Origin of the sequence: Dolichospermum sp. UHCC 0406 (genome assembly GCF_009712025.1) — a bacterium.
GTDB classification, from domain to species: Bacteria; Cyanobacteriota; Cyanobacteriia; order Cyanobacteriales; family Nostocaceae; genus Dolichospermum; species Dolichospermum lemmermannii.
Genome location: NZ_VILA01000001.1, coordinates 160,818 through 185,025, shown reverse-complemented (window position 1 = coordinate 185,025; position 24,208 = coordinate 160,818). Strand labels below are relative to the sequence as shown.

Sequence of the window (24,208 nt, the reverse complement as noted above, 5' to 3'; positions counted from 1 at the left end):
AGCGCTGGGCGATCGCTTTACACCTTAATTTTGCTAAACTAGAATAAACCTCACACCAGCAGGAGGACATAATGACTTTTACAACTGATATCCAGGAAGATCAAGACTTACGCCCTTATTTAGAGACCTCTCTTCCAGATCATACTCAACTCCCAGAGTCGGACGGTACATTTGTGAAAAACTTCCAGGAACATCCCCAAAGTATTCTACTAACTGATTCTATCAACCCAGTATTACAAAAACATCATCCAGACCGACAATATATTATAGGTCAAAATAGTGCTATTTATTGGCGCATTACTGAGCCGCCAGAAATTGGCGCACTAGCTCCAGACTGGTTTTATATACCCAATGTCCCACCTTTACTAGATGGTAAAATCCGACGTTCTTATGTGCGTTGGTTAGAACATATTTCGCCATTAGTTGCTTTAGAATTTGTTTCTGGTAATGGTGCAGAAGAACGAGATAAAACTCCTTGGAAGGGTAAATTATGGATTTATGAACAGGTGATTAAACCCGCTTTTTACGGCATTTATGAAGTGAATAAAGCCAGTATAGAAGTTTATGAATTAATTGGTGGAGAATATCAGTTATTGTCAGCAAATGAAAGAGGACATTATTCAATTACACCTATGGGTGTGGAGTTAGGTTTATGGCAAGGTGAATATCAGAATGCAGAATTACCCTGGTTGCGGTGGTGGGATTTGCAAGGTAATTTATTATTAACTGGTGAAGAAAGAGCAAATCGCTTGGCTGCACAGTTACGGGCTTTGGGAATTGAACCAGAAGCGTAATATTAAATTAAATGTAATGGTGACGGTTTTGGATTTAATGGAAGTAGAAACAAATAGCCCGACTGGGAATTCATTCCCAGTCTAATAGCAAAAGTCATCTAAAGATGACTAAATTTGATATTAGGCGTTAAAACTAATTCTCTCATTAATCTTCTGTTAAACTTGCTTGTAATTCAACAATAATACTCTCCATAGACTGAGGTTTTAACTCTCCTTTGTGAAAGGCTGAGATCGCTTTTTTTGCATCTTCAGCAATTTCTTCACGACGAGATTCAATCATTTGATTTTTAATAATTTCTAATAACATTTCTCTTTGTTCAAAAGGAAGTTGATTAACAGTTAAAATTGCCTCTTCTAATGTCACCATAATCTAGGTTCTCTTAATTTAATTGACTTTCTCTAAATAGATTTAGGACTTAATCGAGGAAAAAGAGACATAGCAGACCATCCCTACAGCAAATTGCTTGACTTTGCAGTTACGTACTTTGAAGGTTGAACCGGAAGCTTAATATGATTGGGATTTTGGGTTAAAAATGCGATCGCACCGATTTTGGATTTACCGAGGGTGGGAAAGGTTGTATAATAATTTTATTGTTATTTACAATACTTGAAAATGGTTCCTCAAGATAAAGATTTAATTCTCAAAGAAAAAGTCAAACTGTATAACAACATCGGCAAAATAAACGATTGTGAAGGTCGTCTATTGGCAGAGCTTGAAATATATCCCACACCGCGTATTAATTGGGATTTTGAAATTATTGGTAATGTTGAGTGTAATGTACCACATTCCGCAGCTTTTCAGTTAAACCCATTAAATCCTTTGAAGGGATATTCTTTTTTCATAGACGAGCCATTTTGTAGCGGGGACTATTTTACGGTTATTGGTCCAGTAAGAGCGATGAGAGGTTCTACTGCTCAGGCGTTTTATGGTGATATTGACAAGACAGCTAATATATTTACATTTTATTTACCTAATACTCGCTTTCAACGTATGAGTAATGGACAAAATGTGTTAACTACACAGACAACAGAAACAGCAACTGGTAAACAAGTAGAATTGAAAACAGGAGGAAAATGTATAGACTTACCTATAGATGATACTTGGAATATCAGCTTGGAAATACGAAATGAAGCCCTTGAATGGCTCAAGCCAGAAAATCGCAATATAGGTACACGGATAACCACAGTTGGTCAGCTTTATCAACCAAAATATAAAGCGACAGAGCCTGAGACTTTCTCTGAGCTTCAAACCATTACACTCAAAGATACTTTAGATCGCCTCAAAAACCTCAATTGGGTTCTGTCTTATGCAAATGGGGGATATTTAGGATCTCTTTATGTTCAGGGTGAACAATATACTCAAGATATATTCCATCATGTTATTACGTCTTGTGCCGTCGCTCAGGCATCTCAGACTACTCCTTTAGAGCAATTAGGTTATTCATGGATCACATCAAACAGTGACCTGACGGGTTATTTAAAGTGTTTTTCTACTTTTGAACGCATGATCCAAAACACATTTTGGAATGATACCTTTGACTTTGTGTTAAATCAGTATTTCCAAGCAACACGACCAATGACATGGGAAATAAGAGCTAGTGCTGCTGGTGCTGCTCTTGAGCGGTTAAGTTATACCATTCTTGTAGAGGAAGAAACTGATGCGACTAAACAAGCTAAGTGCAAATTACTCTTTGCTATCAGGAAAAATAAAGAGGTTGAAACAGAATATAAAGAATATTGTAAGTCCTCTAAATATCAAAAAGAAGACGAGAAATATTTAAGCATGACTGGAATTAGATTGAGTCTTTTACTTGAACGAATAGGACTAATTAATGATATCAATCCTGACAAAATACAATCTTTTCTTGATGTCCGAAATGATGCTGTTCATCCCAGAGTAGGCACTATGACAGATGAACAGCGTTGGCCTTTAATTAAACAAGCTATTCAATGGATAGATGAAGTTTTATTATGGCGGCTTGGTTATAGTGGAGAATATCTTGATCGCACACAGGGAATATCTATAAATTCACGTTATGACCTGAGTTTACGTGATCCAAATTGGTAATTTAGATCATGTAAACTCAAAACGGCTTAATTATTCGACTCTATAGGTAGGGGTTTAGCAATGCTTAGTGGTGTCAACTTAGGCTACAAATAGCTTATTTGTTTAGCTTCCAAACCCGCCCGGAACTTAAGTTCCGGTCTAATAGCCAAAGTAAACTAAAGTTTACTAAAGAATTTAAAAATTTTTATGGTTATTTAGTCATCAAAAGACAACTTTTGCTATCAGACTGGGAATTCATTCCCAGTTGGGTTGTCGGGTTTTCGTTAAGTTGACACCTATGAAGCTCTTGCTTTACCCCTATAAATCTAGGTTTTTGATAATCTCGCAAAAGTCCATATTCCAACCGTGTTTAGTATATCTTGACTTTAAGGAAGTTGGGGTGAAATTGCAAAGATTTGAAAATGCGATCGCTAATTTCCCCGTCTCACAAATAGTAACCACCCCACGAAAAAACTGAAAATCACATCCTGTAAATCCTGATTCTGACAAATTAGATCATTAAACAATAACATCAGTAACAATTAACAACACGCCAGGGAATAAATTCCCTGTCTCATAGCTCAAGTCCGTTAAAACGGACTAAGAAACTTTGCAATTATTTAGTCATCTTGAGATGACTTTACTCGTCAATTTGCCAAGCATCTTTGGTATATTCTTCATCCAATACTTTCTTAGGACGAACCAAAACAATCATTTTTCCTAACAAGGGAATTGCTGGTGCAGTTTCAAACCATTGAAAGTCAATACTATCGCCGTTTTCAAACACAAAGTAATTGGAAATATCCCATTCTCTTTGAGCGCGATCTATAACGATCATAATTGGTTCAACTTTGTTTTGATGGGGGTTGGGGAAAATATCGCTTTTACCAATGACGACTACAGGATCTTCGGCATTTAGTAGCACTTTCCAACCTGGTAAAGATACCCAAGCTTGTTCTCCGGCAAATTTAACGATGCGAAATGGTTGAATTTCGGTAATAAATGGTACGGCTTTTAATGTTTGCGCTGTTAGTGGCAATTCACCGACAACTGGTAAAATCCGGGGTAAGTCTTCATCAATTTCTAGCCGATAAAATGGCAAAATAGGCGGAGCTAGTTTGGGAGCAACGCTAAAATCCATTAACAGTTGTTCTAGTTGTTTTCTAGCTGTTTCGGAGTGAACAAAGCGTAAACCTTTGGCAATTAAGCGCGATCGCTCTGATAAATCAGATTTTTGTCTAGCGTATTTCCAGGATTGATAAGCGATCGCATCTCCTGGATGTTTACTGAAACCTTCTGGTAAACTAGGAAACCAAGAATAATCTTTCACTGCTTTGGCTATATCCCTGACTACATCGGCATCAAGTTTGTATTGATATGTCAAATCCGCAGTCGTGGCTCGGTCTTCTTGGGTTAATCCACGCAATTCATATAAGACATCACTACTCTTGGTGCTATAATATGCCAATGTTGCCGATGATGAGCCAGATTTTTCCATAGAATTGTAAACCTGAGAACCAACAATCACCTGATTTTGTTGAATTGGTTCAAATCCAGTGGCTTCAAAGATGTCTTGGGGATTGTAACCGTTTTTTTGCAGGTAAGCGATCGCTTGTCCCCATTCCACCCAAGTCCCCTGTTTTTGTCTCAGCTTGACTAATAATTCTGTGGCTGTCTGTGCTGTATCCTCTGCAGGATTTTGAAGATTGGGCTGTGTTTCGGTCATAATTAAAAAGTGCGTCTTTAAAGTTAATACTGTCTGATGAGTGCGAAGAAATATAAAGTTGGGAAACTATATTCTTCTATTATGTGTGTTTTAATTATGAAAATAGTCAGAAAAAATAAGTGAGATATATAAACCAAGTTCGCTGTCAACGCCTAACCCCTGAAAGTGCCAAAAAACTTAATGTTCCCTACTCCCTCAACAAATGAGTAACGAAGTCCGCGCTATATTTAATCGTATTGCTCCTGTTTATGACCAACTTAACGATCAGTTAAGCTGGGGACAACACCGCATTTGGAAAGAAATGACAGTCAAATGGAGCGCAGCTAAACCTGGTGATACTGGCTTAGATTTGTGCTGCGGTAGTGGTGATTTAAGTTTTCGGTTAGCACGTCATGTAGGGGTAACAGGTCAAGTTTACGGAGTTGATTTTTCTGCCAACTTACTGAATACTGCTCAAGAGCGCTGCAAAAATTACTATCCCCTACCTCCTATTAATTGGGTAGAAGCAGATGTATTAAATTTACCTTTTGATGATAATTATTTTGATGCAGCCACTATGGGTTATGGATTAAGAAATGTTAAAGATATTTCTAGTAGCCTCCAAGAAATATACCGTGTTCTCAAACCAGGAGCTAAAGCCGCGATTTTAGACTTTCATCGTCCCCACAATCAACAGTTCCGCGCAGTGCAACAATGGTATTTAGATAATCTTGTAGTTCCCATGGCCACTAATCTCGGCTTAAAAGACGAATATGCTTATATTAGCCCCAGTTTAGACCGCTTTCCTACTGGGAAAGAGCAAATAGAATTAGCGCATCAAGTTGGTTTTGTGGATGTCACACACTATCCCATTGCTAACGGTATGATGGGAGTATTAGTAGTAATTAGATGATTGGTAATTACCCATTATCTATTACCCACTACCCATTACCTAATCCAAAAGCCTGTGGATTTGTCTCGAATTTTATTGTATATCTCACCCCCAATCCTGGGTGGATTAATTGGCTATTATACCAACGACATAGCCATAAAAATGTTATTCCGTCCCTATAAAGCAGTTTATGTTTTGGGGAAAAAAGTCCCGTTTACGCCAGGTTTAATTCCTAGTAATCAGGAACGGTTAGGACAAAATATTGCTAATGCGATTATGAAATCGCTACTGACTCCAGAGGAAATGCAAAATCTGGCGCGAAGACTCCTGCAACCTGAACGACTACAAGGCGGAATTTTCTGGTTATTACGTCTGGTAGTTGATCAAGTTAAAGGTGATAAAAACCCTCGTAGCACTAAGATTTTGGCGGGAGTTTTACGTGATTTATTGGGTGAATCTTTACCACGTCTTTTGAAGGTTTTAGCGCGACAAGAAACATTTTTAGAGACGCAAATTAACCAAATATTTGATAAGGTATTATTAGAGTTTCAACTTAGTGAAGAACAATCTGTCCGGTTAGCTGATTGGTTATTAGAGATAGTTTTACCTCCCGATAGATTACGACAAGTTATTATTGATTTTTTAACAGATCGGACAATTCACACCATTGATGAGAGTTTTCGCGAAAAAACCAGTGGTACTTATTGGGTAGTGGCAAATCTGTTTGGGTTGAAGAATACTTTGACTCGGTTACGGACATTTTGTTTAGATGAAAAGGAAGCAACTAATAAAAGATTGCAAGAATTAATTAAAGATTTAAAAATGCGCGATCGCATTAAGGAATTATTACAAAATTTATCTTTGCAAAATCTTCCTGTTGGTACAGTCCGTCAACTGCGAAAAACGATTAGAGATAGTGTGCGTGAATATCTCCAAAATAGTGGTAGTGACTTGCTCAAAGAATTAACAGAATCGGCTGACTGGGAAAGAATTTCTGTTGTCTTGTTAAATCGGTTAAGTAGTTCAGCCGTTGTCAACACTTCTTTAGAAGTTGTGGCACGGGATTTAGCATTAATTTTAGAAAAGTATTTAACTCAAGATTTAGAAATTATTGTTGCTCAAGCAATTCCTATTTTATCTATAGATCAAGTGATTGTGGAACGAGTAAAAGCCACCTCACCTGCTGAATTAGAAGATGCTATTGAGGGAATTGTCAGAAATGAATTACAAGCAATTGTCACTTTAGGTGGTGTTTTAGGTTTTGTTGTCGGTTTGTTGCAAGTAGGATTTCTATTTTTGAGTCAATCTATGTAATTGAGAATTGGGAATTCCTACTAACAACTGACAACTAACAACTGACAACTGTACGGGCGAAGCATTTGGAGAACTATTTTTGGCAATGACCGATAATTTATCTTCCCAATGCTTCGCCCCTACTAACAACTGACAACTGACATTTTACTTTTACAAATTTTAAAATCTCAAAGACTACAAAAAACCGCCTTGGTAATGTTCCTAGACGGCTCTATAATTTATCGCAATTACTAATTAATAGTATGAGCCTGTTTTCCGGTGGTTAATAGCAGTCATAGCATCAGGCTTGAGTAATTTACCGTTGTCTACGGTTGCGTATATTACCCAATGATCACCGCATTCTAGCCGCTGCTGCACTAAACATTCTAGATATGCACAAGCCTCTGTTAAGATGGTACAGCCATTATCCGCTTCGGCTTTGGGGAAGTTAGCAAATCTATCTTCTCCAGGTTGGAAACTCTTGCGAAAATGCTTCATGTATTCCAGATGAACACCTTCAGGGAGGATATTCAGCACAAATTTACCACCAGGATATAATAGAGATTCAACGGCTCGATCTTTAGCGATCGCTACCGTAATTCCCGGTGGATTAAAAGTAGCTTGAGATACCCAAGCACCCATCATCCCTGTAGAAAATTCTCCTTGCTTGGCTGCAATGACACAGACAGAACCAATAATCCGGCCTACAGCTTGTTCTGTGGGGGTTGCAGCTTGTTGAGGAACACGAACTTTCTTGGCTTTTCGCAAACTTTGAGCAAAGTCTGTACCGACTTCTTCGCAATATTTGAGAGTAACTTCATCAGGTTTAAACTTGACTTTTAGGGTATCAAAACCAAAACGATAACCAGCGTCTCGGAGTTTGCATTCTACCAAGTCTAAAGCTTCACCACTCCAACCGTAAGAACCAAATACTCCCGCAGGTTTGGTATTATCACCAGTAGAGAGGACAATTCCTAAAGCGGTATGAATAGGAGTAGGTGCGTGTCCACCTATGGTGGGAGTCCCAATGATAAAACCATCTGCTTGTTCCAATGCAGTGCGGATTTCGTCAGCGGTTGCAAATTCGCAGTTCACAGATTTAACTGCAACGCCACCTTTGGTTAATCCTAAAGCCATTGCTTGTGCTAAGGTGGCAGTGTTACCATAGGCAGAGGCATAGAGAAGTGCTACAGATATTTCTCTATCTTTTTGAGAGCGACTCCACTCACTGTATAATTTTGTTAATTCGATTAAACTGGTGCGTACCAAGGGTCCATGACCAACAGCATACATTCTGACTTGGAAATCGGAAATTTTCTCCAAAGTTGACTCAACATGAGTTGCATGAGGAGCCATGAGGCAATTAAAGTAATAACGTTGGTCTTCTTTGAAAGTTTCCCAATGATCATCAAATACTTCTTCACCGCAGATATGTGCGCCAAATAGCTTATCTGTAAAGAGAATTTGGGTTTGTTGGTCATAAGTACAAAGTGCTTCTGGCCAACGAGGACTAGGAGTAGGTAAGAATTTCAAAACATGACCTTTACCTAAATCTAGGGTTTCTTTCCCCCGCATGACTAAAACTTTGATATCTTGGTCGGTGAAAGCAGCACGTAAATTATTCGCAGCGGGAAGAGAACAAACAAAGGTAATTTGTGGTGCAAATTGTAAAATTGCTTTTAAAGTTGGGACACGGTTGGGATTAAAATGTCCCAAAATCACATAATCCAACTTTTGCACATTGATTGTTTTCTGTAATGCTTCCAAATAAATTTCTGTAAATCCTTCTGCTGGAGGATCTGTAATAGCAGTTTTATCGGATTCTATTAAATAGCTATTAGAAGTAGTTCCCCGTTCTAGAGCATACTCAATTTCAAATCTTAACCGCGATTTACTCCGCGCTCTCATCACCTTTGTGTTAGTAGCAATTGGTAGGATTTGTACGTCTCTTGGTCTGGAATCGCTCATGGATGCTTGTTGGGTCGAAAAAACTTGAGAAACCCAATTTTTAGCGGATTCAACAGCGTTAGAAAATGAATCTGGAAGTGTCATAATAATTATGAAAGATGGGTAAATATGAGGAGTCAGGAGTCAGGAGTCAGGAGAAAGAAAAAAAAGAAGAAAGAAGAAAGAAGAAAGAAAATTATTCACTGACAACTAACAACTGACTAATTAATAGTAATTTCCGACTTTGCGATGACGGACTGCGGTAATTCCATCTGGTTTGGAAACTTTTCCATCTGCAACTGTGCAGTATAAAATCCAGTGATCACTACATTCCATGCTATTAACAACTTCACATTCCATGTATGCGAGTGCGTCGGTAAGAATGGGTGAACCGTTTTTAGCAGTTTGGGTTTTTACTTCTGCAAATCTATCAGCACCGGGATTTAAACGTTTGAGAAAATGCTTTTTCAGGTCTTGATAATTGCCTTCTTCAAGAACGTTAAGAACAAAGCGATCGCCTACTTGCAATAAATTATCTAAAGCGCGATCTTTAGCTACAGCAATGGTAAAACCTAAAGGCTGTAAACTGGCTTGTGTTACCCAAGATGCGATCATTGCGCCGCTAATATCGCCTTTTTTGGCAGTGACAATATATAAGCCATTGCTAATTCTTCCCAACGCTTTTTCCATGTTCACGTCGAGAGATTTGATTTGTTTAATATTGCGTTCCCGGACTAACAATTGTCCTAAACCATTTCCGGCTTCTGTAAATTGTTTATAGGTAGCATCAGTGGGGGTTTCTTTAATGCGAATAGCCGGGAAAGCTTCCTTAATACCTAAATCAATAAATTTGCGTCTGAGAGTATCAATGGGTTCATCATCGCCACCATAGGACTCGAATAAACCCACAACTTGTTTGTTTTTAGCAACTGCTAATAATGAACTAATTGCAGATTGAGCTTTGATTGCACTGGTAGAAGGCATACCTACAATTAAACCAGAAGCTCGACCGGCTAATTCTTGAATTTCTTGACTTTCTGCGGTGTTTAAATCCAATACTTCGACACCAACACCAGCTTTTTGTAAACCATCACCAATTGCGTGTCCTATGCGATCGCTATGTCCATAACCAGAGACATAAAACAAACCGACAGTAGTTTCTGTTTTCGCTTGTTTTTGACTCCAATTGTAATAATATTCTCTAAGAATATCCAGGTTATGATGTAGTAATGGTCCGTGTCCATTGGCGATAATTTTAATTTCCCCAAGTTCACCCATTCTCTTCATTGCATTTAGCAAAGAACGAGCATTAGGACCCATTAAACAATCGTAATAAAAGCGAAAATCAGCTTCAATTGCTTCTAAATTTTCGTCGAAAGTGCGATCATCACAGTAGTGCATCCCAAACGCATCACAAGTGTAGAGAACTTGGGTTTGGCGATCAAAGCTAAAAATAGTATCTGGCCAGTGTAAATTGGGAGCGCTGACAAATTCCATTTCATGATCTTTGCCAATTTTTATGCGATCGCCACTTTTGACAATTCGCTTAGAAAAAGGCTCATGTACCAAACCTTCTAAAAATTGCAAAGCTACTTTAGAAGCTAAAACAGTGGCTCTGGGAGCTAACTGTAAAATATCTTCTACCAAGCCACTATGATCAGGTTCAGTATGGCTAACAATTATATAATCAATAGTTTTAGGATTAACTAAACCCTTGAGAGTCTGTAAATAAAGATCACGAAACTTCTGGTGAGAAGTATCAATTAAAACGGTTTGTTCACCTCTAATCAAATATGAATTATAGGTTGTACCATTTTGTAAACCAAATTCAATATCAAAACGATCCCGATCCCAGTCAAGAGAACGAATCGCAGTGGTATTAGGGGCAATTTCTACAGTTTGTATAGTTAATCGGTTCTGAATGTTCTCTGATATCGCTACCATGATTTCACAAGAGTAAATAAATAAACAATAATTTCTTCTGCCCCTATTCTCGCTATTATTTTCTTTTAAAGCTGTAATGAAAAGTATATTTCGGAAAATTAAAGTTGTAAGCATAGATACAATTTTTACTTTTAATTAGATTAAATTGGGCTAATAAATCACAAACTACAGCAATAATCAATACCCTATTTTTCGTAATTATTATTTATACTCATGTCTTATTGATAGAGTATCCTGGCTGTAACCATACTAATCATAAAACTAAGTTTACTTTTAAATCTTCATAATTTATGTTTAAACTTTATTATTACTTTATATTTATTTTGCAACTTTCTTTTAGGATAGTAGAAGGACATTATTTATGTCACTATCAAGGCGTTTTATAGGAAGAGTGCATAAGTAAATTTTATTGGCATACTATGATTACAACAGCGGCAGATTCTAAAAATTGGCTGCAAGTAAGCCGTTATAGTAATCGGGGAAGTATTTATTTGTTTGCTCCGATGATTAATTTTAATGTGATGGCGGAAGTTGGAGACACTCCCCCTTGATTTGAAGTGATTGTACTTACTGGGAAATTTAATGAATAATTCAACAATTACATCTGGATGGTAGTGAAGAAATTTCACGCCTATTTCAGCGTAGCATAAATAGATGTAATTGAATTGAAATAAATACTTTGATATTTGGTAATTGAATATCTGACTTATAATGGTTTGTCAAATTACTAACTTATATGCAGCAATAGTTAGAAATTTGATGTTGCCTTAAAGCATGAAAATTCAGTATTTATTATTATTTCTAAATATAAAAAGTATTGCCTTAATTTCCGAGTAGTACATATATAACGAATGCAGACAGTTGCAAACTGCTGTAATTCTAGAATTATGTCTAACAATTAAATAATACCTGTATTTAATAGCTTTTAGCCTTAAAAACTTGCGTTGGGTTTTTCAAATATTTGGAAAACTTCATATTAGCCATATTATTTTCTATTGATCTGTTTACTCAAAATGCAGACATAGAAATATATATGGTACACGGCAAGATTCAAATACGGGATGTCTTTATTTGAGCAGTTCATAATTCCACAAATCTCCAATATCACAATTTAGTTGGCAGCAATAAAGTCATGAATCACGGGCAACATTTCTCAAGATTGAAAAGATTCCAAGAACTTCTTTTAACTACTTTTCTTGGTGATATCCCCACAATTTTTGGTGGTGTAAAGTTACGCAATTTTCTATATCACGCTATTTTTTCGCGCATAGGTAGCTCAGTTTATCTTCAAGATGGCGTTGAATTTCTAGGTGCTGATGCTATTGAAATTGGGAATGGAACTTATATTTTCAAAGGAGTTCGTATAGATGGAAGAGGACATAAAAATAATAGAATTCAGCTAGAAAATGGAGTTGTGATTGAGCATAATGTGGTGATTGGGGCGTTAGATAATACTCGGATTCACATTGGTGAAGATACTTTTATTGGACCTAGTGCTTGTATTGCTGGCCCCGGAAATATTACAATTGGCAAGCATTGTTTAATTGCAGCCCATACTGGGATATATGCTAATAATCACAACTTTACAGATCCAACACAGCTAATCAAATACCAAGGCATTACTAGTCAAGGAATCGTGATTGAGGATGACTGTTGGCTAGGAGATGGAGTGAAAGTTTTGGATGGTGTCACTATCGGTAGAGGTAGTGTGATAGGTGCTGGTGCTGTTGTCACTAAAGATATTCCCCCATTTTCCGTAGCTGTGGGCGTACCAGCACGAGTAATTAAAAGCCGAGACGGTAAAAAACTTGTTAAATTTACAGACTCCTCTCTATTAACTTCAAGCTAGGTTTTTACAAGATTCGTCTGGGTAATTGGCTGTTTTTTATTCTAGCATTAGGCACTTGGGTAAAGCGGGTAGGCACACCAATTACCAAATCAGTCCACTTTAACGGTAAACTCATATATTGCAGATCCCCGACTTCTTCGAGAAGTCGGGGATCTAAATCTACCATCATAACTGGAGAATTAAGACCTTGGGTATAGAATTACGCAGCTTCGTATTTCTAGACAATCTACAACCTCAACACGCCGCATACATGGGAACAGTAGCCCAGGGTTTCTTACCATTACCGGGGGATACATCCCTATGGATTGAAATTTCCCCTGGTATCGAAATAAACAAGATTACGGACGTAGCCCTAAAATCTGCTTCTGTTCGTCCTGGAGTGCAAGTAGTAGAACGGCTATATGGACTATTAGAAGTGCATTCCGGCTCTCAAGGGGAAACGCGAGCCGCTGGAGATGCAATTTTGGCGTTTCTAGGTGTGAAAAAAGAGGAATGTCTCAAACCTCGTGTAGTTTCTAGTCAGATTATCCGTAATATTGACGCTTATCAAACCCAACTAATTAACCGTACCCGTCGGGGACAACTGCTATTAGCAGGACAAACCCTTTATGTATTAGAAGTTGAACCAGCGGCTTATGCTGCATTAGCAGCCAATGAAGCAGAAAAAGCCGCGCAAATTAATATTCTGGAAGTTCAAGCTGTAGGTAGTTTTGGCCGACTTTATTTAGGTGGCTCAGAACAGGATATTTTAGCAGGAGCAGCGGGCGCTTTAGCAGCAATTGAAAATTCACCAGGAAGAGAAAATCCTCAAGGTAAGCGGAACGAGTAAAGGAGTAAAAAATGGCAAATCAACAACATCTCAATTTATTACGATCAGGTGCAGTTACTTGGATAGAATGGAGAAACAAAAATCCCCACATTGAAATTGATCTTAGCTGTGCAAATCTACTAGGAGAAAACCTGCGGGGGGCAAATCTTCAAGGAGTAAATTTGAATAAAGTAAATTTAGCTCACGCTTTATTAGTGCGAACTAATTTTAGTCATGCTAATCTCAGTAATGCTATTTTTTACCAAGCTAAATTAATTGAAGCTAATTTAAGTAAAGCTAACTTGAGTATTGCTAATTTGAGTGGTGCAATCTTGATACAGGCTGATTTAAGTTTTGGAAACTTTATTGGTGCTGATTTAAGTGGTGCAAATCTAGAAAATGCTATGATTAATGATGCAAATTTAATTGGTACAGATTTGCAAAATGCTAATTTAAAAGGTGCTGATTTATCAGCGTCCCAACTTATTCGTAGTAATCTAGGTTTTGCAACTTTAATGGCAGCTAATTTAATTACTGCTAATTTGAGTGAAGCAAATTTATATGAAGCAGAATTAATGACTGCTCAACTTTATCAAGCTAACTTACATAAGGCTAATTTAACCAAAGCTCATTTAGGAAACGCATTTTTATCTAAAGCTAATTTGACGGAAGCCAATTTAACGGAAGCTGATTTAAGTTGGGCTAATTTGAAAGGTGCAAATTTAGCAGGAGCAAATTTAAAAGGTGCAACTATTAGGGGGGCAAATTTTCAGGGTGCAAATTTGAAAGGGACGATTTTAGAGAATAAGTTAGAATTATTAACACCAAAGAAATGCAATTAACGGTAACGAGGTAATATGTTAAAATAAAATCAACTGTAACACACCAAATTGATAATATGAATGCTCATAAAATCGAAACTGCTTTAACTGAAGATGGAACTTTGGTATTAAAAGGTTTGCCTTTCCATGCTGGTGATGTTGTGGAAGTGATTATTTTACAACCTCAAACCGCACAACATCAAATTAAATCTCTAGAAACACAAAATACCAATCTTTATCCTTTACAGAATACTCAGCCTTACCGCTATGATGATCCTACTGAACCTGTAGCTTTAGAAGATTGGGAGTTTTTACAATGATTATACTTGATACACATATTTGGGTTTGGTGGGTACAAAATGATGCAAGATTGACAGCACAACATAGACAATGGCTAGAAAATTATCAACAAGATGATTTAGGAATTAGTATTCTTTCTTGTTGGGAGATAGCAAAATTAGTGGAAAAAAAGCGCTTAATTTTACCATTAGCTATTAATGAATGGTTAGAATTAGCATTAACTTATCCAGGAGTGCAATTATTAAATTTAAATTTGCCCATAATAGTCGATTCAACTAAATTAAATGGTTTTCATAGTGATCCATTTGATCAAATGATTGTTGCTACTGCTAGGTATTATAATTGCAATTTATTAACCGCTGATGCCAAAATTCTTAATTATCCCCAAGTACAAACACTAAAATAAAAAAAAGCAGCGTCTTCAATAATTCATTCTTATACAGAGTGTGAGAACGAGCAAACGAGGAAAGATGATCATGAGCAAAATTCAAAATTACTCAAGTATTCCCGTTGTTGTGGTCACAAAAAAGATGGTTTTATCCCTGATGGTAAGTTATTAAATCCTCTGAATTTACCAACATTATGTTTATTTCAATTCAGTAGTTTAACTGGTGAAATTAAACCTGATGAAATCGCTTGTTTAAAAGCTGGTATTCCTATTGAAAATATTCATTTTACTATTGATCACCTTGGACTTAATGTTACAAGATTAAAAGATCAACGATTAGCTATAATTGACGAAATCAATGAAGAACTTGATGATGAAACAATTGATATAAATGATTTAGAAGAGAAAGTTGCAGCAGAATATTTTGGTAATGGTACAGGTAATTGTCCTCGGTTTTTTACAACTATTCGCTGGGTTTTAGGTGCAGGTGCGGAACGATATCTTAATAATATTTCTTATTCAGGTTAAGATTATGAACAATAAGATCCCCGACTTCTTAAAGAAGTCGGGGATCTGACTGACTTGAGCAACACTTGATTAAACAAAATAAAATCTGCCCTTTCATCTATCTAGAGAAATAGATTTTAGTTTGTAATTAATCTAAAATTAACCTATTTATAAAAAGGCTCTTTTTTTTTGAACAAAGCTGCAATTTTTGGAAAAAGTCTGGTAGATTATCGGTATTGAGTTTTGCATTCTCACTCTGATCTAAGAGAATTTTATCAACTCAATTCCCTGTTATTAATTTAGTTGGTGCATATTATGGATATCTTATTTATTCACGGTGAAGAAAGTAAAAACATCATCGGATGTTATGGAAATATTGAAGGAATTGCGGCTGTGGTTGTCACAGTATTTCCAGACAATAGCAAGTATGAAATTATTGATTCTGTGTTCCGTCGTCGTCTGGGATTGAAGCCAACTGCTGATGATTTGCTAGAATTGGCTAACACCCATAAAGTTAAATATATTATCAGCAATAAACTCATGGAAAATGTTTACCATGGGGGAACATTAGAAAAAAATTATGAGTTTCCTGTCGAGATTCAATGGGAAACCAATGAAATTAATATTGAGAAATTGCTATTTTTAACTGAATGTTATCTCAATGAAGGGAGGTTAAATTTAGCTGCTAATGTCGAAAACGTCATAGAAAAAGAATTACGGTCTTTCGATCTCCAAAAATGTCAGGATTATGGTCAAGCCAGCCACAGACTATTTGCATTCTTTCATGCTATCTCTGCTGCGCGTTCATCCACTCCCTCCTGGGCAAAATCTTAAGATAACTTAAAGGTTGATTACACAAAATAATCAATCTTTAAAAAAGCTTATAATTTCTTTCTCCACACTTTTTCAGAGTCTCGCTATATTAGCAAGTAATAGGAAAAGTTGAAAAGGAGTTGACAAAAGATGGAAACCAAGCCCATGAACCCATCTCTAGGACTCGCGGACATTCCCCCCGGTTATCTTAACATTATGGGTTATGTTGACCAATCAGAAGTTAATGGCCCTGGTTGTCGGGCTGTGGTCTGGGTACAAGGCTGTAACCGTGAGTGTTCTGGTTGCTTTAATCCCGACTCCTGGGCATTTGAGATTAATGATTTAGTGGCTATTGATACCCTAGCTGAAAGTATTCTCAAAAATCCCCATAATACGGGTGTAACTTTTTCCGGTGGTGAACCATTTTGGCAAGCACCTGCATTAACAATTCTAGCGAAAAAGTTAAAAGCAGCGGGTTTAAATGTCATGTCTTTTACTGGTTTCACTCTTCAACAATTACAATCTAATTCTGCCCCTCCAGGTGCAAAAGAATTGTTAGCAGAATTAGATATTTTAATTGATGGTCCTTTTGTCAAATCTCTAGCAGTTAATTCTCCTGATTCTCCCGTTTCTTCTAGTAATCAAAATGTAAATATCTTTAACCCAGAATTTGCAGATAAAATTACTTGGGCTAGTGATCAAATTGAAGTTCACATTCTCAAAGATGGAAATCGTATTGTCACAGGTTATCAAGGTTTATTGGAATTAAGTTAAGAGTAGGGGTAAAGCAAGAGCTTCATTGGTGGCTTATCTATTGGCTTTCACACCCGCCAGGGAATAAATTCCCTGTCTAATAGCTCAAGTCCGTTAAAACGGACTAATAAATTTTCCTAGTATTCAGTCATCTTTAGATGACTTGCGCTATTAGACTGGGAATATGGCTTACGCCACGCTGCGCTATCATTCCCAGTTGGGTTATGGGTTTTACGTTAAGTTGACACCAATGAGCATTGCTAAACCCCTACATATTATTTACTCCATTAACAGTAACCTCAAAGGATCTAAATGTACATACCAAGGAAAAGGTTGATCTTGAATATTTACCCATTTTTCTTTATAAATTTCTCCTTGTAAATGATAATCATGGGGATGATTTCCCACAGAATTAAGTTTAAGGAATACTGTCATTCTATGAGGTGTTTCACTGGTACGAACTAAATAACAGGGAAATGTATTTACTTGTTGAGGATCTTTAGTGAAAATCAAATGGTGAGCGCGAATACCAACATGAGATAATTTTGCAGGAATTTTTTCTCTAACTTCCAGAGTACAACCCCAATCAATTGCTTCTATCTGTTGAGGTGATAAAATATTAGCACGAGAAAAGTTTTTACAACCAGTAATTTGAGCAACATTTACACTAGCAGGATGTTGAAATATCTCATATTTAGAACCATAATGAGCGGCTTTTCCTTGTTCTAATACTAACAAATTGGGACATAGGCGATAAGCCTCTTCCATATTATGAGTCACAAACAAAGTTACTCCAGAATAATCATCCAGAATTTCTGCAACTTGTTGTTCTAATTGACTGCGTAAATGTGTATCCAGGGCAGAAAATGGTTCATCTAAAAGTAATGCTTCTGGTTTGCTGGCTAAAGCCCTAGCTAATGCTACCCGTTGTTGTTGTCCCCCGGAAAGTTGGTGCGGATAGCGATCGCCAAATCCTTGTAATTGCATGGCTATTAATTGCTTTTCTACCTCTTCTTTAGCATTTAGATATTTCGGTAAACCAAAAGTGATATTTTGCGCCACAGTCAGATGTGGAAATAAGGCATAGTTTTGGAATAAAAAACCAATCTGTCGTTGATGAATAGGAATATTAATGTTCTTTTCTGAGTCAAATAATACTCTACCATTTAAAATTATTCGTCCTTTATTCGGTGTTTCTATCCCCGCTAGACAACGCAAAATCATACTTTTTCCTGCCCCGGAACTTCCCAATAATCCTAATGGTTGATTGTCAGTATTAAAGGCAACTTGTAGATAAAAGTTGTCTAGTCTTTTTTGAATATCTAAAACTAAACTAGATGTATAGGAATCAATTAATAAAGAATCAGATTTACTTGCTAATTTTATTTGCTTTATTGGTACTTTTGTGAGTTTGCGTTTAGCTGGAAATTCTTGCCATAAATTAGCTATAATAATTCCTGAAAGAGAAACAATCATAATTACAATTGACCAAAACCAAGCTTCATTCATTGCCCCCGCTTCCACAGCAAAATATATTGCCATTGGCATTGTTTGAGTTTGTCCAGGGATATTACCTGCTAACATCAAAGTTGCCCCAAATTCACCCAAAGCCCGCGCAAATGCTAAGGTAGTGGCAGCTAAAATCCCAGGAAATGCTAGGGGTAAACTAATCCGCCAAAAAATTGTGAATTCTTTCGCACCCAACGTTCTCGCTACTCGCAGCAGATTGGCATCAATTTGGCTAAAAGCTCCCAGTGCAGTTTTATACATCAATGGGAAGGAAACTATTGTAGCAGCGATCGCTGCACCATACCAAGTAAATACAATTGTGGTATCAAACGGTTCTAGCAGTTTACCAACCGGACCATTTTTACCAAAAAATAGCAGCAGTAAAAATCCCACCACAGTAGGTGGTAGAATCAACGGTGCAACAAATATCCCCTCAATTAAAGATTTGGCTTTACCGCGATATCCCAACATCCAATAAGCAGCAGATATACCCAAAAAGAAAGTAATAAACGTTGCTAGTAAAGCAGTTTTGAGAGATATCCAAAGCGGTGACAAATCCTGTGGCATAGTTTTTAAGGTTTGACTAAGTAGGTTAGCATTGAAAATCGTCCTTATGGCACTAGGCTTGAGGCAATACTTCGACTTCGCTCAGTAACCAGAGGCAAGAGTGAAGAGGGTTTGGGCGATTTTACTTTTCATTGCTTGTCAGAAGTCGGGAATCTGAAATTTCACCTATGATTAAGGCAAAATAAACCCATATTTCTTAAATACAGTTTTAGCTTGATTGCTAGATAAAAATTGAGAGAATTCTTTAGCAGCATCAACATTTTTGCTACGTTTAACAACTGCTAATGGATAAATAATGGGAGAGTGGTATTTTTCATCTGCCGTAACTACAACTTTGACCTTATCAGAGATTTTGGCATCAGTTATATAAACTAAACCTGCATCAGCATTGCCACTTTCTACAGATGCTAAAACTTGACGCACGTTATTAGCAAAAACCAGTTTTGATTTAATTTCTGACCAAATTTTCAACTTTTCTAATACTTGTTGTGCGTATTGTCCTGCGGGTACACTTCTCGGTTCACCAATAGCGACTTTTTTAACTTTCGCATCTTTAAGACTGTAGAAACTGGTGATACCAACAGCATTTTTAGGTACTACCAAAACTAACCGATTTTTAGCAATTATATTCCGAGTCCCTGGAACTAAAAGTCCTTTTTGTTCTAAAGCATCTACTTGTTTTTTAGCCGCAGATATAAAAATATCCGCCGGCGCACCTTGTTCGATTTGTTGCTGTAATGCACCGGAACTACCAAAGTTATAATTAATGTTGACGTTTGGTTTACTTTGTTGGTAAAGAGGTTTAATTTCTTCCAGTGCCTCTTTTAAACTAGCAGCGGCGGATATGAGTAAGTTGTTATTAGATTGTGCTGATACAGGAGAAGAAGTCAGGATTGGTAAGCCCATAACCAGTAGTAAAGTAGCTAATGCTGTCGCTATTAAAACTAGTAGCTTTCTTCTTTTGATTGGCAAACTGGACTGAGAGAAATTTTTATTCATGGAATTGACACTCAGTATACTTTTACCAAGATTATCATAATATTTACCAGTTATATTGGTAAATATTTCCTAAAAAAATCAATTTGTGAAGATCATTAATCTCATATATTGTGTCCTAAGCTACTTTTTCCAATAGAGCTAGAGGATACTTACCAATTTGACTAAACACTAGGAAAATTTATGAGTCCGTTTTAACGGACTTGAGCTATGAGACAGGGAATTTATTCCCTGGTGGGTCTTAAATTGACACCAATGAGCAGTGCTAAACCCCTTGTATCGTCATCAGGAGAGAGGAAATCATTTAAGTATGAAATACTACTGTAATCAAGGGTAGAAACGCCAATAAAAAAATATGCCAAGATTGTAATTGCGTTTCTGATACTGGTTCAGATGGTGTTAATAAAGCCTCTATTCTTTGTTCCAAGCGATCGCCTGCACCCAAAGCAGCACAACAAATATCTGATGTAATTAGATTATTCCTCACGACTAACAGCAAGGATTCTGCTAATACTAAAGGATCTACTTGAGATGCAGCATAACTATCAGCCCGTAATTCTCGTAAAATTAACAATTCTTGCCATAAAGACTCTGTATTCGGCAACCAGGCGGTACAAGAACGCACCCAGCCCAGCCAAAAGAACCAAAACGTATCCCTATATTGATAATGCCCTTGTTCGTGGGCTAAAACACTTTCCAGATGGGCTGGAGAGAGAATTTGTAGTAGTCCTTGACTAACAACTAATTCAGGTTGCCAAAAACCCATTTGTCCAGCAAATAAAGCTTCTGTTTGTAGAAGTCGGGCTGATTTACCATCTAGAGTAATTTGGGGACATTCACGGGCAGATTTAATGGCTTTCCAGCCCTGAAAAGCGAGGTTGATACCTACGGTATTCAAAAATCCTAGAAAAATTAATGCGAGGAGATAGCTAAAAGAGTCGGTATACATTCCGCCCATTTTTCCCTGCGTACCCATACAGACTATAGAAGTGACTGTCATGAATATGAGTAAGGGGGGAAAAAGGAATAAAAACAAGGTTTTTTGCCATCTTAAATGCCAATTTCTTGGCTGGATACTGCCAGAGGATCGTAACCAGCAAGCAATGGTTACAGCAGTGATAATCATGAGTAGGTGCATAATTCTATTTTTCTCCTCTGGCTTCCCGTGCGGCTTGGATGCGTTTAGCGATCGCTTCGATTTGGTCACTAGCAGCTTGATCTAAACTATCAGCAAATGCCGCAATTACATCAGGATTTCCTACTGCTAAAAATCGCTGTAATTGATCATGGGCTTTAATAATATCTGCTTGTTGCTTAGTGAGCAATGGCCGCCAATAAAAGGCTTTGCTGTGCTTATCACAAGCTAACCAACCTTTTTCCGTGAGACGACGCAAAACGGTGGTAACAGAAGTATAAGCCAATTCGCGGTTAGGATCAGCCAGAATCCGATCATGTACATCTTTGACTGTTACTGAACTCAATTCCCAAATAATACTGAGGATTTCTGCTTCTAGGGGACCTAGGGACATTTGTTTGGGACGATAATCGGGTAATGGAGCCATGTTGATAATTTTGGATATTATTTCTATTTTGACATTTTTTATCTCTCTTTTCAAACACCCTCTAAGCGCAGACAGATTAAAATTCGTTATAAGAAAAATAGTCGGTTTTAACCGACTTTAGCTATCAGACAGGGAATTTATTCCCTGGATTGCTACAAGAGTTTCATAATTCAAGTTTGTACCTCATTAGAGCGAAATCTGCTGTATCATCAAAGTTATGCATATTTTTAAAAGTTCAAAGTGATACTTCTGCAATATTTTCCAAACTAGGAAACTGTTGATTAATATCTATATTCACTTGTTTGATTTTTTGACGTTGACACCTCACTGCATATTGGCAAGATTCACAGATTTTCTGAGATTCCTTAATTTGCGGTAAGGATATATTATATTCATAATCTTTTATCCATTTTGTAAGATTGTTTAATAGTTGATGTAATTCCTCTGCTGTTTTTTGATGTTCTTTTTCATTATATAAAAATTTGATTTTTTTAGTTTGCCCTTTTGATTGCACAAACCAGTAAGTCATGGAAATATTTTCTAATAAATAGTTGCTAGTTTCTGCCATGACATACATATACAGTCTTGTTTGCCAATTTTGAGCTAATGTTTCTGATTTTGGTGGTTGGGGATAGGTTTTCCAGTCGAGAATTTGGGCTTGATTTTGATCAGCAATTAATAAATCATAAATAACTGTGAGGAGATAATCTCCAATTTGCAAGGTTCGATAATGTTCACTTTCTCGAAAAGTTTGATTATCAATATTAGTTATAAATATTTCTGGAGCAATTTTCCTAAAATCAGTCATCCAATTTTGCAATTGAGGATCTGCTTGTAGTAAGTTATTAATAGGTAAACCCATTTCTCGCTGCTGCATAAGTAAGTGAAACCGACTCCCTAAAATTTGATATTCTTCATGTTTAGGATCTAAAGGAGTATTCAGTTGTTCTAAATAGCTATGCTGGAATTTGCGCGGACAAGCTGCGAGTAAGTTGAGATGTCCTTGGGAAAGTCGGAGTATTTGGGTAGAAGTTGGTAGCATAATTTTATTTGGCAGAATTTAAATTATCCCAAAATCAGTATCTCCAATTATCTAATTGTAAAGGATAACCTAATAATTGAATCTTTTGATAGTGTTTAGTATTTCCTGTTACTAAAATTAAATTATTTTCTATAGCAATTGCAGCAATTAATACATCTGCTAATCCTATAGTTTGTCCAGTTTTTTCTAAATCGGCATAAATTAATCCAGATAATTCAGCACCTTTTTGTTCTAAAGATAAGATTTCCATTTGTGGTAAATCTATTAAAAATTCCTGAATCCGATCATTGCGGTTTAATTTTCTCCATCCTTTGATAACTTCTGAGACTGTAATTACAGATATTGTATAATTTTTAAAAATAGTTTTATAAGCAATAGCTTTAGCTATAACTTGGGGATTTTTACCTTTCCGAATTTCCGATAAAATATCTGTATCAATTAAAGTTTTATTTTTCACTGTTAATTTAGCATTTTTCAGGTTCGATGTTTTAACATATCTTCAATCAGTTGATCAACTAATTCTGCATCATCTGACCATTTGCCAATAAATGAATCGTTGAGAATCTCTGGTTGAGTCAATTGCTCAATCATGGCTTTAATTAAGTCTGAGATTTGACAATGATTAGTCTGAGTTAATTGTTGTATTTTGTCATAAGTTTCTTGATCTAGTTCTATTTCTATTTTTTTCATAATTAGTTATTATTGAAGTATAGAGAGCATTTATTATAGCGTAGTTGAGTAGTTTTTTGCCGATTTTTAACCTAATCAAGCAATTTGCTGTAACTTTTCTTGATAGTGTTCCATTACTTAGTAAAAAATAAAAGGTAAAAGGGTGAAGTGTGCATTCCTCGTTCATCCTCTTACCTTTTTCATATACCTGATGCTTATTTCATATTAGCTCGTGCATCCTTCACTGCGGCAATAAAAAAGAATACGGTGAGAGGAATGCTCAAAGCTAGGATAATGGCAGTGGTTTGGAAACCAAAATTTGGTTCTCCATAACTCAATTCAAACACCGAACCAACAGCCGCAATCGCTGTAAAACAAGCACCACCTAAAAATAAACCGCTTTTTGGAGTTAAATACACTACTAGACCACCCTATGCTACTGGTTTCACTGCTTGATACGAGAAGCCATTCTTCGATAACTCCTCGGTTAAAGTCAAGGAATTTTCTACACGATCTACAAATACCACGCCATTAAGGTGATCAAGTTCGTGGAGAATACAGCGACCCAGTAAATCATCGGCTTTTAAAGTTTGGGGGCGGCCATACTCGTCTTTATAGGCGATTGTTACCACTTCTGGACGTTTTACATCTAGATAGACGTTGGGAATACTTAAACACCCTTCCTGAGCCACAGAGAGCTTACTGCTAACCTGTTTAATCGTCGGGTTAATTAATACTAATGGCGGATGATCTGGGTTATCTGGTTCGCAGTCAATGACGATCAGCTGTTTATTGATACCAACTTGAGGTGCAGCCAAACCAATGCCATCTGAGCTATACATAGTTTGCAGCATTTCGCGCACTATTTGGCGGAGTTCGTCATCTATTTTGGTAACACGCTTTGCAGGTTGTCGCAACACGCGATCGCCTAAGTAGTGCATTTGCAAAGGTGGATTTTTTAACTTTTTCTTCTCGACAGCAATATCAGAGGGCATGGTTCTT

At 36.9% G+C, this 24,208-nt stretch carries 27 protein-coding genes; 12 read left to right on the top strand and 15 right to left on the bottom strand.

What is annotated here, in order from left to right:
* The first annotated feature begins 71 nt into the window (after positions 1-71).
* The gene (locus tag FJR09_RS00865) at positions 72-794 is read left to right on the top strand and encodes a Uma2 family endonuclease (protein WP_168653440.1); all 723 of its coding nucleotides are present in this window, start codon (positions 72-74) and stop codon (positions 792-794) included.
* Between the two features lie 145 nt (positions 795-939).
* Here FJR09_RS00865 and FJR09_RS00860 read toward each other — a convergent pair whose 3' ends face one another.
* A complete protein-coding gene (locus tag FJR09_RS00860; RefSeq protein WP_168653441.1) occupies positions 940-1,161 on the bottom strand; it encodes a hypothetical protein in 222 nt (73 codons plus the stop codon).
* Between the two features lie 246 nt (positions 1,162-1,407).
* Between FJR09_RS00860 and FJR09_RS00855 the strand changes: the two genes are divergently transcribed.
* Positions 1,408-2,862, top strand: coding sequence for a hypothetical protein (locus FJR09_RS00855; RefSeq protein WP_168653442.1), 1,455 nt, complete (start codon positions 1,408-1,410; stop codon positions 2,860-2,862).
* A 619-nt stretch (positions 2,863-3,481) separates the two neighbouring features.
* On the opposite strand, the gene FJR09_RS00850 is transcribed toward FJR09_RS00855, so the two are convergent.
* Positions 3,482-4,567, bottom strand: a complete 1,086-nt coding sequence (locus FJR09_RS00850) for a RuBisCO accumulation factor 1 (protein WP_168653443.1) — start codon at positions 4,565-4,567, stop codon at positions 3,482-3,484.
* Between the two features lie 202 nt (positions 4,568-4,769).
* Between FJR09_RS00850 and ubiE the strand changes: the two genes are divergently transcribed.
* On the top strand, positions 4,770-5,459 hold the full coding sequence (gene ubiE, locus FJR09_RS00845) for a bifunctional demethylmenaquinone methyltransferase/2-methoxy-6-polyprenyl-1,4-benzoquinol methylase UbiE (protein WP_168653444.1): 690 nt from the start codon (positions 4,770-4,772) through the stop codon (positions 5,457-5,459).
* 54 nt (positions 5,460-5,513) lie between these two features.
* Complete coding sequence (locus FJR09_RS00840; protein ID WP_168653447.1) at positions 5,514-6,752, top strand: DUF445 family protein; 1,239 nt, start codon at positions 5,514-5,516, stop codon at positions 6,750-6,752.
* Here FJR09_RS00840 and FJR09_RS00835 read toward each other — a convergent pair.
* The 3 genes from FJR09_RS00835 to FJR09_RS00825 all read right to left on the bottom strand — a co-directional run bounded on the left by FJR09_RS00835 (position 6,729) and on the right by FJR09_RS00825 (position 10,622).
* Positions 6,729-6,881: a hypothetical protein gene (locus tag FJR09_RS00835; RefSeq protein WP_168651451.1), complete on the bottom strand. Its 153-nt coding sequence runs from the start codon at positions 6,879-6,881 to the stop codon at positions 6,729-6,731. The two genes, FJR09_RS00840 and FJR09_RS00835, sit on opposite strands and share 24 nt — an antisense overlap.
* 105 nt (positions 6,882-6,986) lie before the next feature.
* Entirely contained in the window at positions 6,987-8,699 is a 1,713-nt protein-coding gene (locus FJR09_RS00830; RefSeq protein WP_015080177.1) for a diflavin flavoprotein, read from the bottom strand.
* Positions 8,700-8,903: 204 nt separating this feature from the next.
* Positions 8,904-10,622 carry a diflavin flavoprotein gene (locus FJR09_RS00825; RefSeq protein ID WP_168653448.1) on the bottom strand — a complete coding sequence of 573 codons (1,719 nt, stop codon included), beginning with the start codon at positions 10,620-10,622 and terminating at the stop codon, positions 8,904-8,906.
* Positions 10,623-11,041: 419 nt separating this feature from the next.
* Here FJR09_RS00825 and FJR09_RS25680 point away from each other — a divergent pair, with 419 nt between their 5' ends.
* On the top strand, positions 11,042-11,173 hold the full coding sequence (locus FJR09_RS25680; protein ID WP_015080175.1) for a hypothetical protein: 132 nt from the start codon (positions 11,042-11,044) through the stop codon (positions 11,171-11,173).
* A 581-nt stretch (positions 11,174-11,754) separates the two neighbouring features.
* On the top strand, positions 11,755-12,471 hold the full coding sequence (locus tag FJR09_RS00820; protein WP_015080174.1) for a DapH/DapD/GlmU-related protein: 717 nt from the start codon (positions 11,755-11,757) through the stop codon (positions 12,469-12,471).
* A gap of 4 nt (positions 12,472-12,475) precedes the next feature.
* Here the strand turns inward: FJR09_RS00820 and FJR09_RS24510 are convergent, their stop codons facing one another.
* The gene (locus FJR09_RS24510) at positions 12,476-12,640 is read right to left on the bottom strand and encodes a hypothetical protein (RefSeq protein WP_158310524.1); all 165 of its coding nucleotides are present in this window, start codon (positions 12,638-12,640) and stop codon (positions 12,476-12,478) included.
* Positions 12,641-12,658: 18 nt separating this feature from the next.
* On the opposite strand from FJR09_RS24510, the gene FJR09_RS00815 reads away from it, so the two are divergent.
* The 6 genes from FJR09_RS00815 (at position 12,659) to FJR09_RS00790 (ending at position 16,882) form a co-directional block, all read left to right on the top strand.
* A complete protein-coding gene (locus FJR09_RS00815; RefSeq protein WP_015080173.1) occupies positions 12,659-13,300 on the top strand; it encodes a microcompartments protein in 642 nt (213 codons plus the stop codon).
* A gap of 11 nt (positions 13,301-13,311) precedes the next feature.
* Positions 13,312-14,121 carry a pentapeptide repeat-containing protein gene (locus tag FJR09_RS00810; RefSeq protein ID WP_015080172.1) on the top strand — a complete coding sequence of 270 codons (810 nt, stop codon included), beginning with the start codon at positions 13,312-13,314 and terminating at the stop codon, positions 14,119-14,121.
* Between the two features lie 56 nt (positions 14,122-14,177).
* Positions 14,178-14,420, top strand: coding sequence for a hypothetical protein (locus FJR09_RS00805; protein ID WP_015080171.1), 243 nt, complete (start codon positions 14,178-14,180; stop codon positions 14,418-14,420).
* On the top strand, positions 14,417-14,806 hold the full coding sequence (locus FJR09_RS00800; protein WP_015080170.1) for a type II toxin-antitoxin system VapC family toxin: 390 nt from the start codon (positions 14,417-14,419) through the stop codon (positions 14,804-14,806). Before FJR09_RS00805 ends, FJR09_RS00800 begins: the two co-directional genes overlap by 4 nt.
* Before the next feature lie 804 nt (positions 14,807-15,610).
* On the top strand, positions 15,611-16,129 hold the full coding sequence (locus FJR09_RS00795; protein ID WP_168653445.1) for a hypothetical protein: 519 nt from the start codon (positions 15,611-15,613) through the stop codon (positions 16,127-16,129).
* 129 nt (positions 16,130-16,258) lie between these two features.
* Complete coding sequence (locus tag FJR09_RS00790; protein ID WP_168651449.1) at positions 16,259-16,882, top strand: 4Fe-4S single cluster domain-containing protein; 624 nt, start codon at positions 16,259-16,261, stop codon at positions 16,880-16,882.
* Positions 16,883-17,140: 258 nt separating this feature from the next.
* Here FJR09_RS00790 and modB read toward each other — a convergent pair whose 3' ends face one another.
* From modB to def, 9 genes are all read right to left on the bottom strand, one after another.
* Positions 17,141-18,937 carry a molybdate ABC transporter permease subunit gene (gene modB / locus FJR09_RS00785; RefSeq protein WP_168651448.1) on the bottom strand — a complete coding sequence of 599 codons (1,797 nt, stop codon included), beginning with the start codon at positions 18,935-18,937 and terminating at the stop codon, positions 17,141-17,143.
* Between the two features lie 171 nt (positions 18,938-19,108).
* Entirely contained in the window at positions 19,109-19,903 is a 795-nt protein-coding gene (gene modA, locus FJR09_RS00780) for a molybdate ABC transporter substrate-binding protein (RefSeq protein WP_168653449.1), read from the bottom strand.
* Between the two features lie 334 nt (positions 19,904-20,237).
* Positions 20,238-21,071: a M56 family metallopeptidase gene (locus FJR09_RS00775; protein WP_041457982.1), complete on the bottom strand. Its 834-nt coding sequence runs from the start codon at positions 21,069-21,071 to the stop codon at positions 20,238-20,240.
* A 4-nt stretch (positions 21,072-21,075) separates the two neighbouring features.
* Positions 21,076-21,495 (bottom strand): BlaI/MecI/CopY family transcriptional regulator, encoded by a 420-nt coding sequence (locus FJR09_RS00770; protein ID WP_015080163.1) that lies wholly within the window; start codon positions 21,493-21,495, stop codon positions 21,076-21,078.
* Positions 21,496-21,730: 235 nt separating this feature from the next.
* The gene (locus tag FJR09_RS00765) at positions 21,731-22,537 is read right to left on the bottom strand and encodes a PD-(D/E)XK nuclease family protein (RefSeq protein ID WP_015080162.1); all 807 of its coding nucleotides are present in this window, start codon (positions 22,535-22,537) and stop codon (positions 21,731-21,733) included.
* A 34-nt stretch (positions 22,538-22,571) separates the two neighbouring features.
* Positions 22,572-22,994: a PIN domain-containing protein gene (locus FJR09_RS00760; RefSeq protein WP_015080161.1), complete on the bottom strand. Its 423-nt coding sequence runs from the start codon at positions 22,992-22,994 to the stop codon at positions 22,572-22,574.
* 17 nt (positions 22,995-23,011) lie between these two features.
* Positions 23,012-23,227, bottom strand: coding sequence for a hypothetical protein (locus FJR09_RS00755; protein ID WP_015080160.1), 216 nt, complete (start codon positions 23,225-23,227; stop codon positions 23,012-23,014).
* A 194-nt stretch (positions 23,228-23,421) separates the two neighbouring features.
* Positions 23,422-23,625 (bottom strand): hypothetical protein, encoded by a 204-nt coding sequence (locus FJR09_RS00750; protein ID WP_015080159.1) that lies wholly within the window; start codon positions 23,623-23,625, stop codon positions 23,422-23,424.
* Between the two features lie 12 nt (positions 23,626-23,637).
* On the bottom strand, positions 23,638-24,201 hold the full coding sequence (gene def / locus FJR09_RS00745) for a peptide deformylase (RefSeq protein WP_015080158.1): 564 nt from the start codon (positions 24,199-24,201) through the stop codon (positions 23,638-23,640).
* Positions 24,202-24,208: the final 7 nt, after the last annotated feature.

Coding starts and splice junctions, on each gene's coding strand:
- FJR09_RS00865 (WP_168653440.1), top strand. CDS start 72: ATGACTTTTACAACTGATATCCAGGAAGATCAAGACTTACGCCCTTAT.
- FJR09_RS00860 (WP_168653441.1), bottom strand. CDS start 1,161: ATGGTGACATTAGAAGAGGCAATTTTAACTGTTAATCAACTTCCTTTT.
- FJR09_RS00855 (WP_168653442.1), top strand. CDS start 1,408: ATGGTTCCTCAAGATAAAGATTTAATTCTCAAAGAAAAAGTCAAACTG.
- FJR09_RS00850 (WP_168653443.1), bottom strand. CDS start 4,567: ATGACCGAAACACAGCCCAATCTTCAAAATCCTGCAGAGGATACAGCA.
- ubiE (WP_168653444.1), top strand. CDS start 4,770: ATGAGTAACGAAGTCCGCGCTATATTTAATCGTATTGCTCCTGTTTAT.
- FJR09_RS00830 (WP_015080177.1), bottom strand. CDS start 8,699: ATGAGCGATTCCAGACCAAGAGACGTACAAATCCTACCAATTGCTACT.
- FJR09_RS00825 (WP_168653448.1), bottom strand. CDS start 10,622: ATGGTAGCGATATCAGAGAACATTCAGAACCGATTAACTATACAAACT.
- FJR09_RS25680 (WP_015080175.1), top strand. CDS start 11,042: ATGATTACAACAGCGGCAGATTCTAAAAATTGGCTGCAAGTAAGCCGT.
- FJR09_RS00820 (WP_015080174.1), top strand. CDS start 11,755: ATGAATCACGGGCAACATTTCTCAAGATTGAAAAGATTCCAAGAACTT.
- FJR09_RS24510 (WP_158310524.1), bottom strand. CDS start 12,640: ATGATGGTAGATTTAGATCCCCGACTTCTCGAAGAAGTCGGGGATCTG.
- FJR09_RS00810 (WP_015080172.1), top strand. CDS start 13,312: ATGGCAAATCAACAACATCTCAATTTATTACGATCAGGTGCAGTTACT.
- FJR09_RS00805 (WP_015080171.1), top strand. CDS start 14,178: ATGAATGCTCATAAAATCGAAACTGCTTTAACTGAAGATGGAACTTTG.
- FJR09_RS00800 (WP_015080170.1), top strand. CDS start 14,417: ATGATTATACTTGATACACATATTTGGGTTTGGTGGGTACAAAATGAT.
- FJR09_RS00795 (WP_168653445.1), top strand. CDS start 15,611: ATGGATATCTTATTTATTCACGGTGAAGAAAGTAAAAACATCATCGGA.
- FJR09_RS00790 (WP_168651449.1), top strand. CDS start 16,259: ATGGAAACCAAGCCCATGAACCCATCTCTAGGACTCGCGGACATTCCC.
- modB (WP_168651448.1), bottom strand. CDS start 18,937: ATGCCACAGGATTTGTCACCGCTTTGGATATCTCTCAAAACTGCTTTA.
- FJR09_RS00775 (WP_041457982.1), bottom strand. CDS start 21,071: ATGCACCTACTCATGATTATCACTGCTGTAACCATTGCTTGCTGGTTA.
- FJR09_RS00770 (WP_015080163.1), bottom strand. CDS start 21,495: ATGGCTCCATTACCCGATTATCGTCCCAAACAAATGTCCCTAGGTCCC.
- FJR09_RS00765 (WP_015080162.1), bottom strand. CDS start 22,537: ATGCTACCAACTTCTACCCAAATACTCCGACTTTCCCAAGGACATCTC.
- FJR09_RS00755 (WP_015080160.1), bottom strand. CDS start 23,227: ATGAAAAAAATAGAAATAGAACTAGATCAAGAAACTTATGACAAAATA.
- def (WP_015080158.1), bottom strand. CDS start 24,201: ATGCCCTCTGATATTGCTGTCGAGAAGAAAAAGTTAAAAAATCCACCT.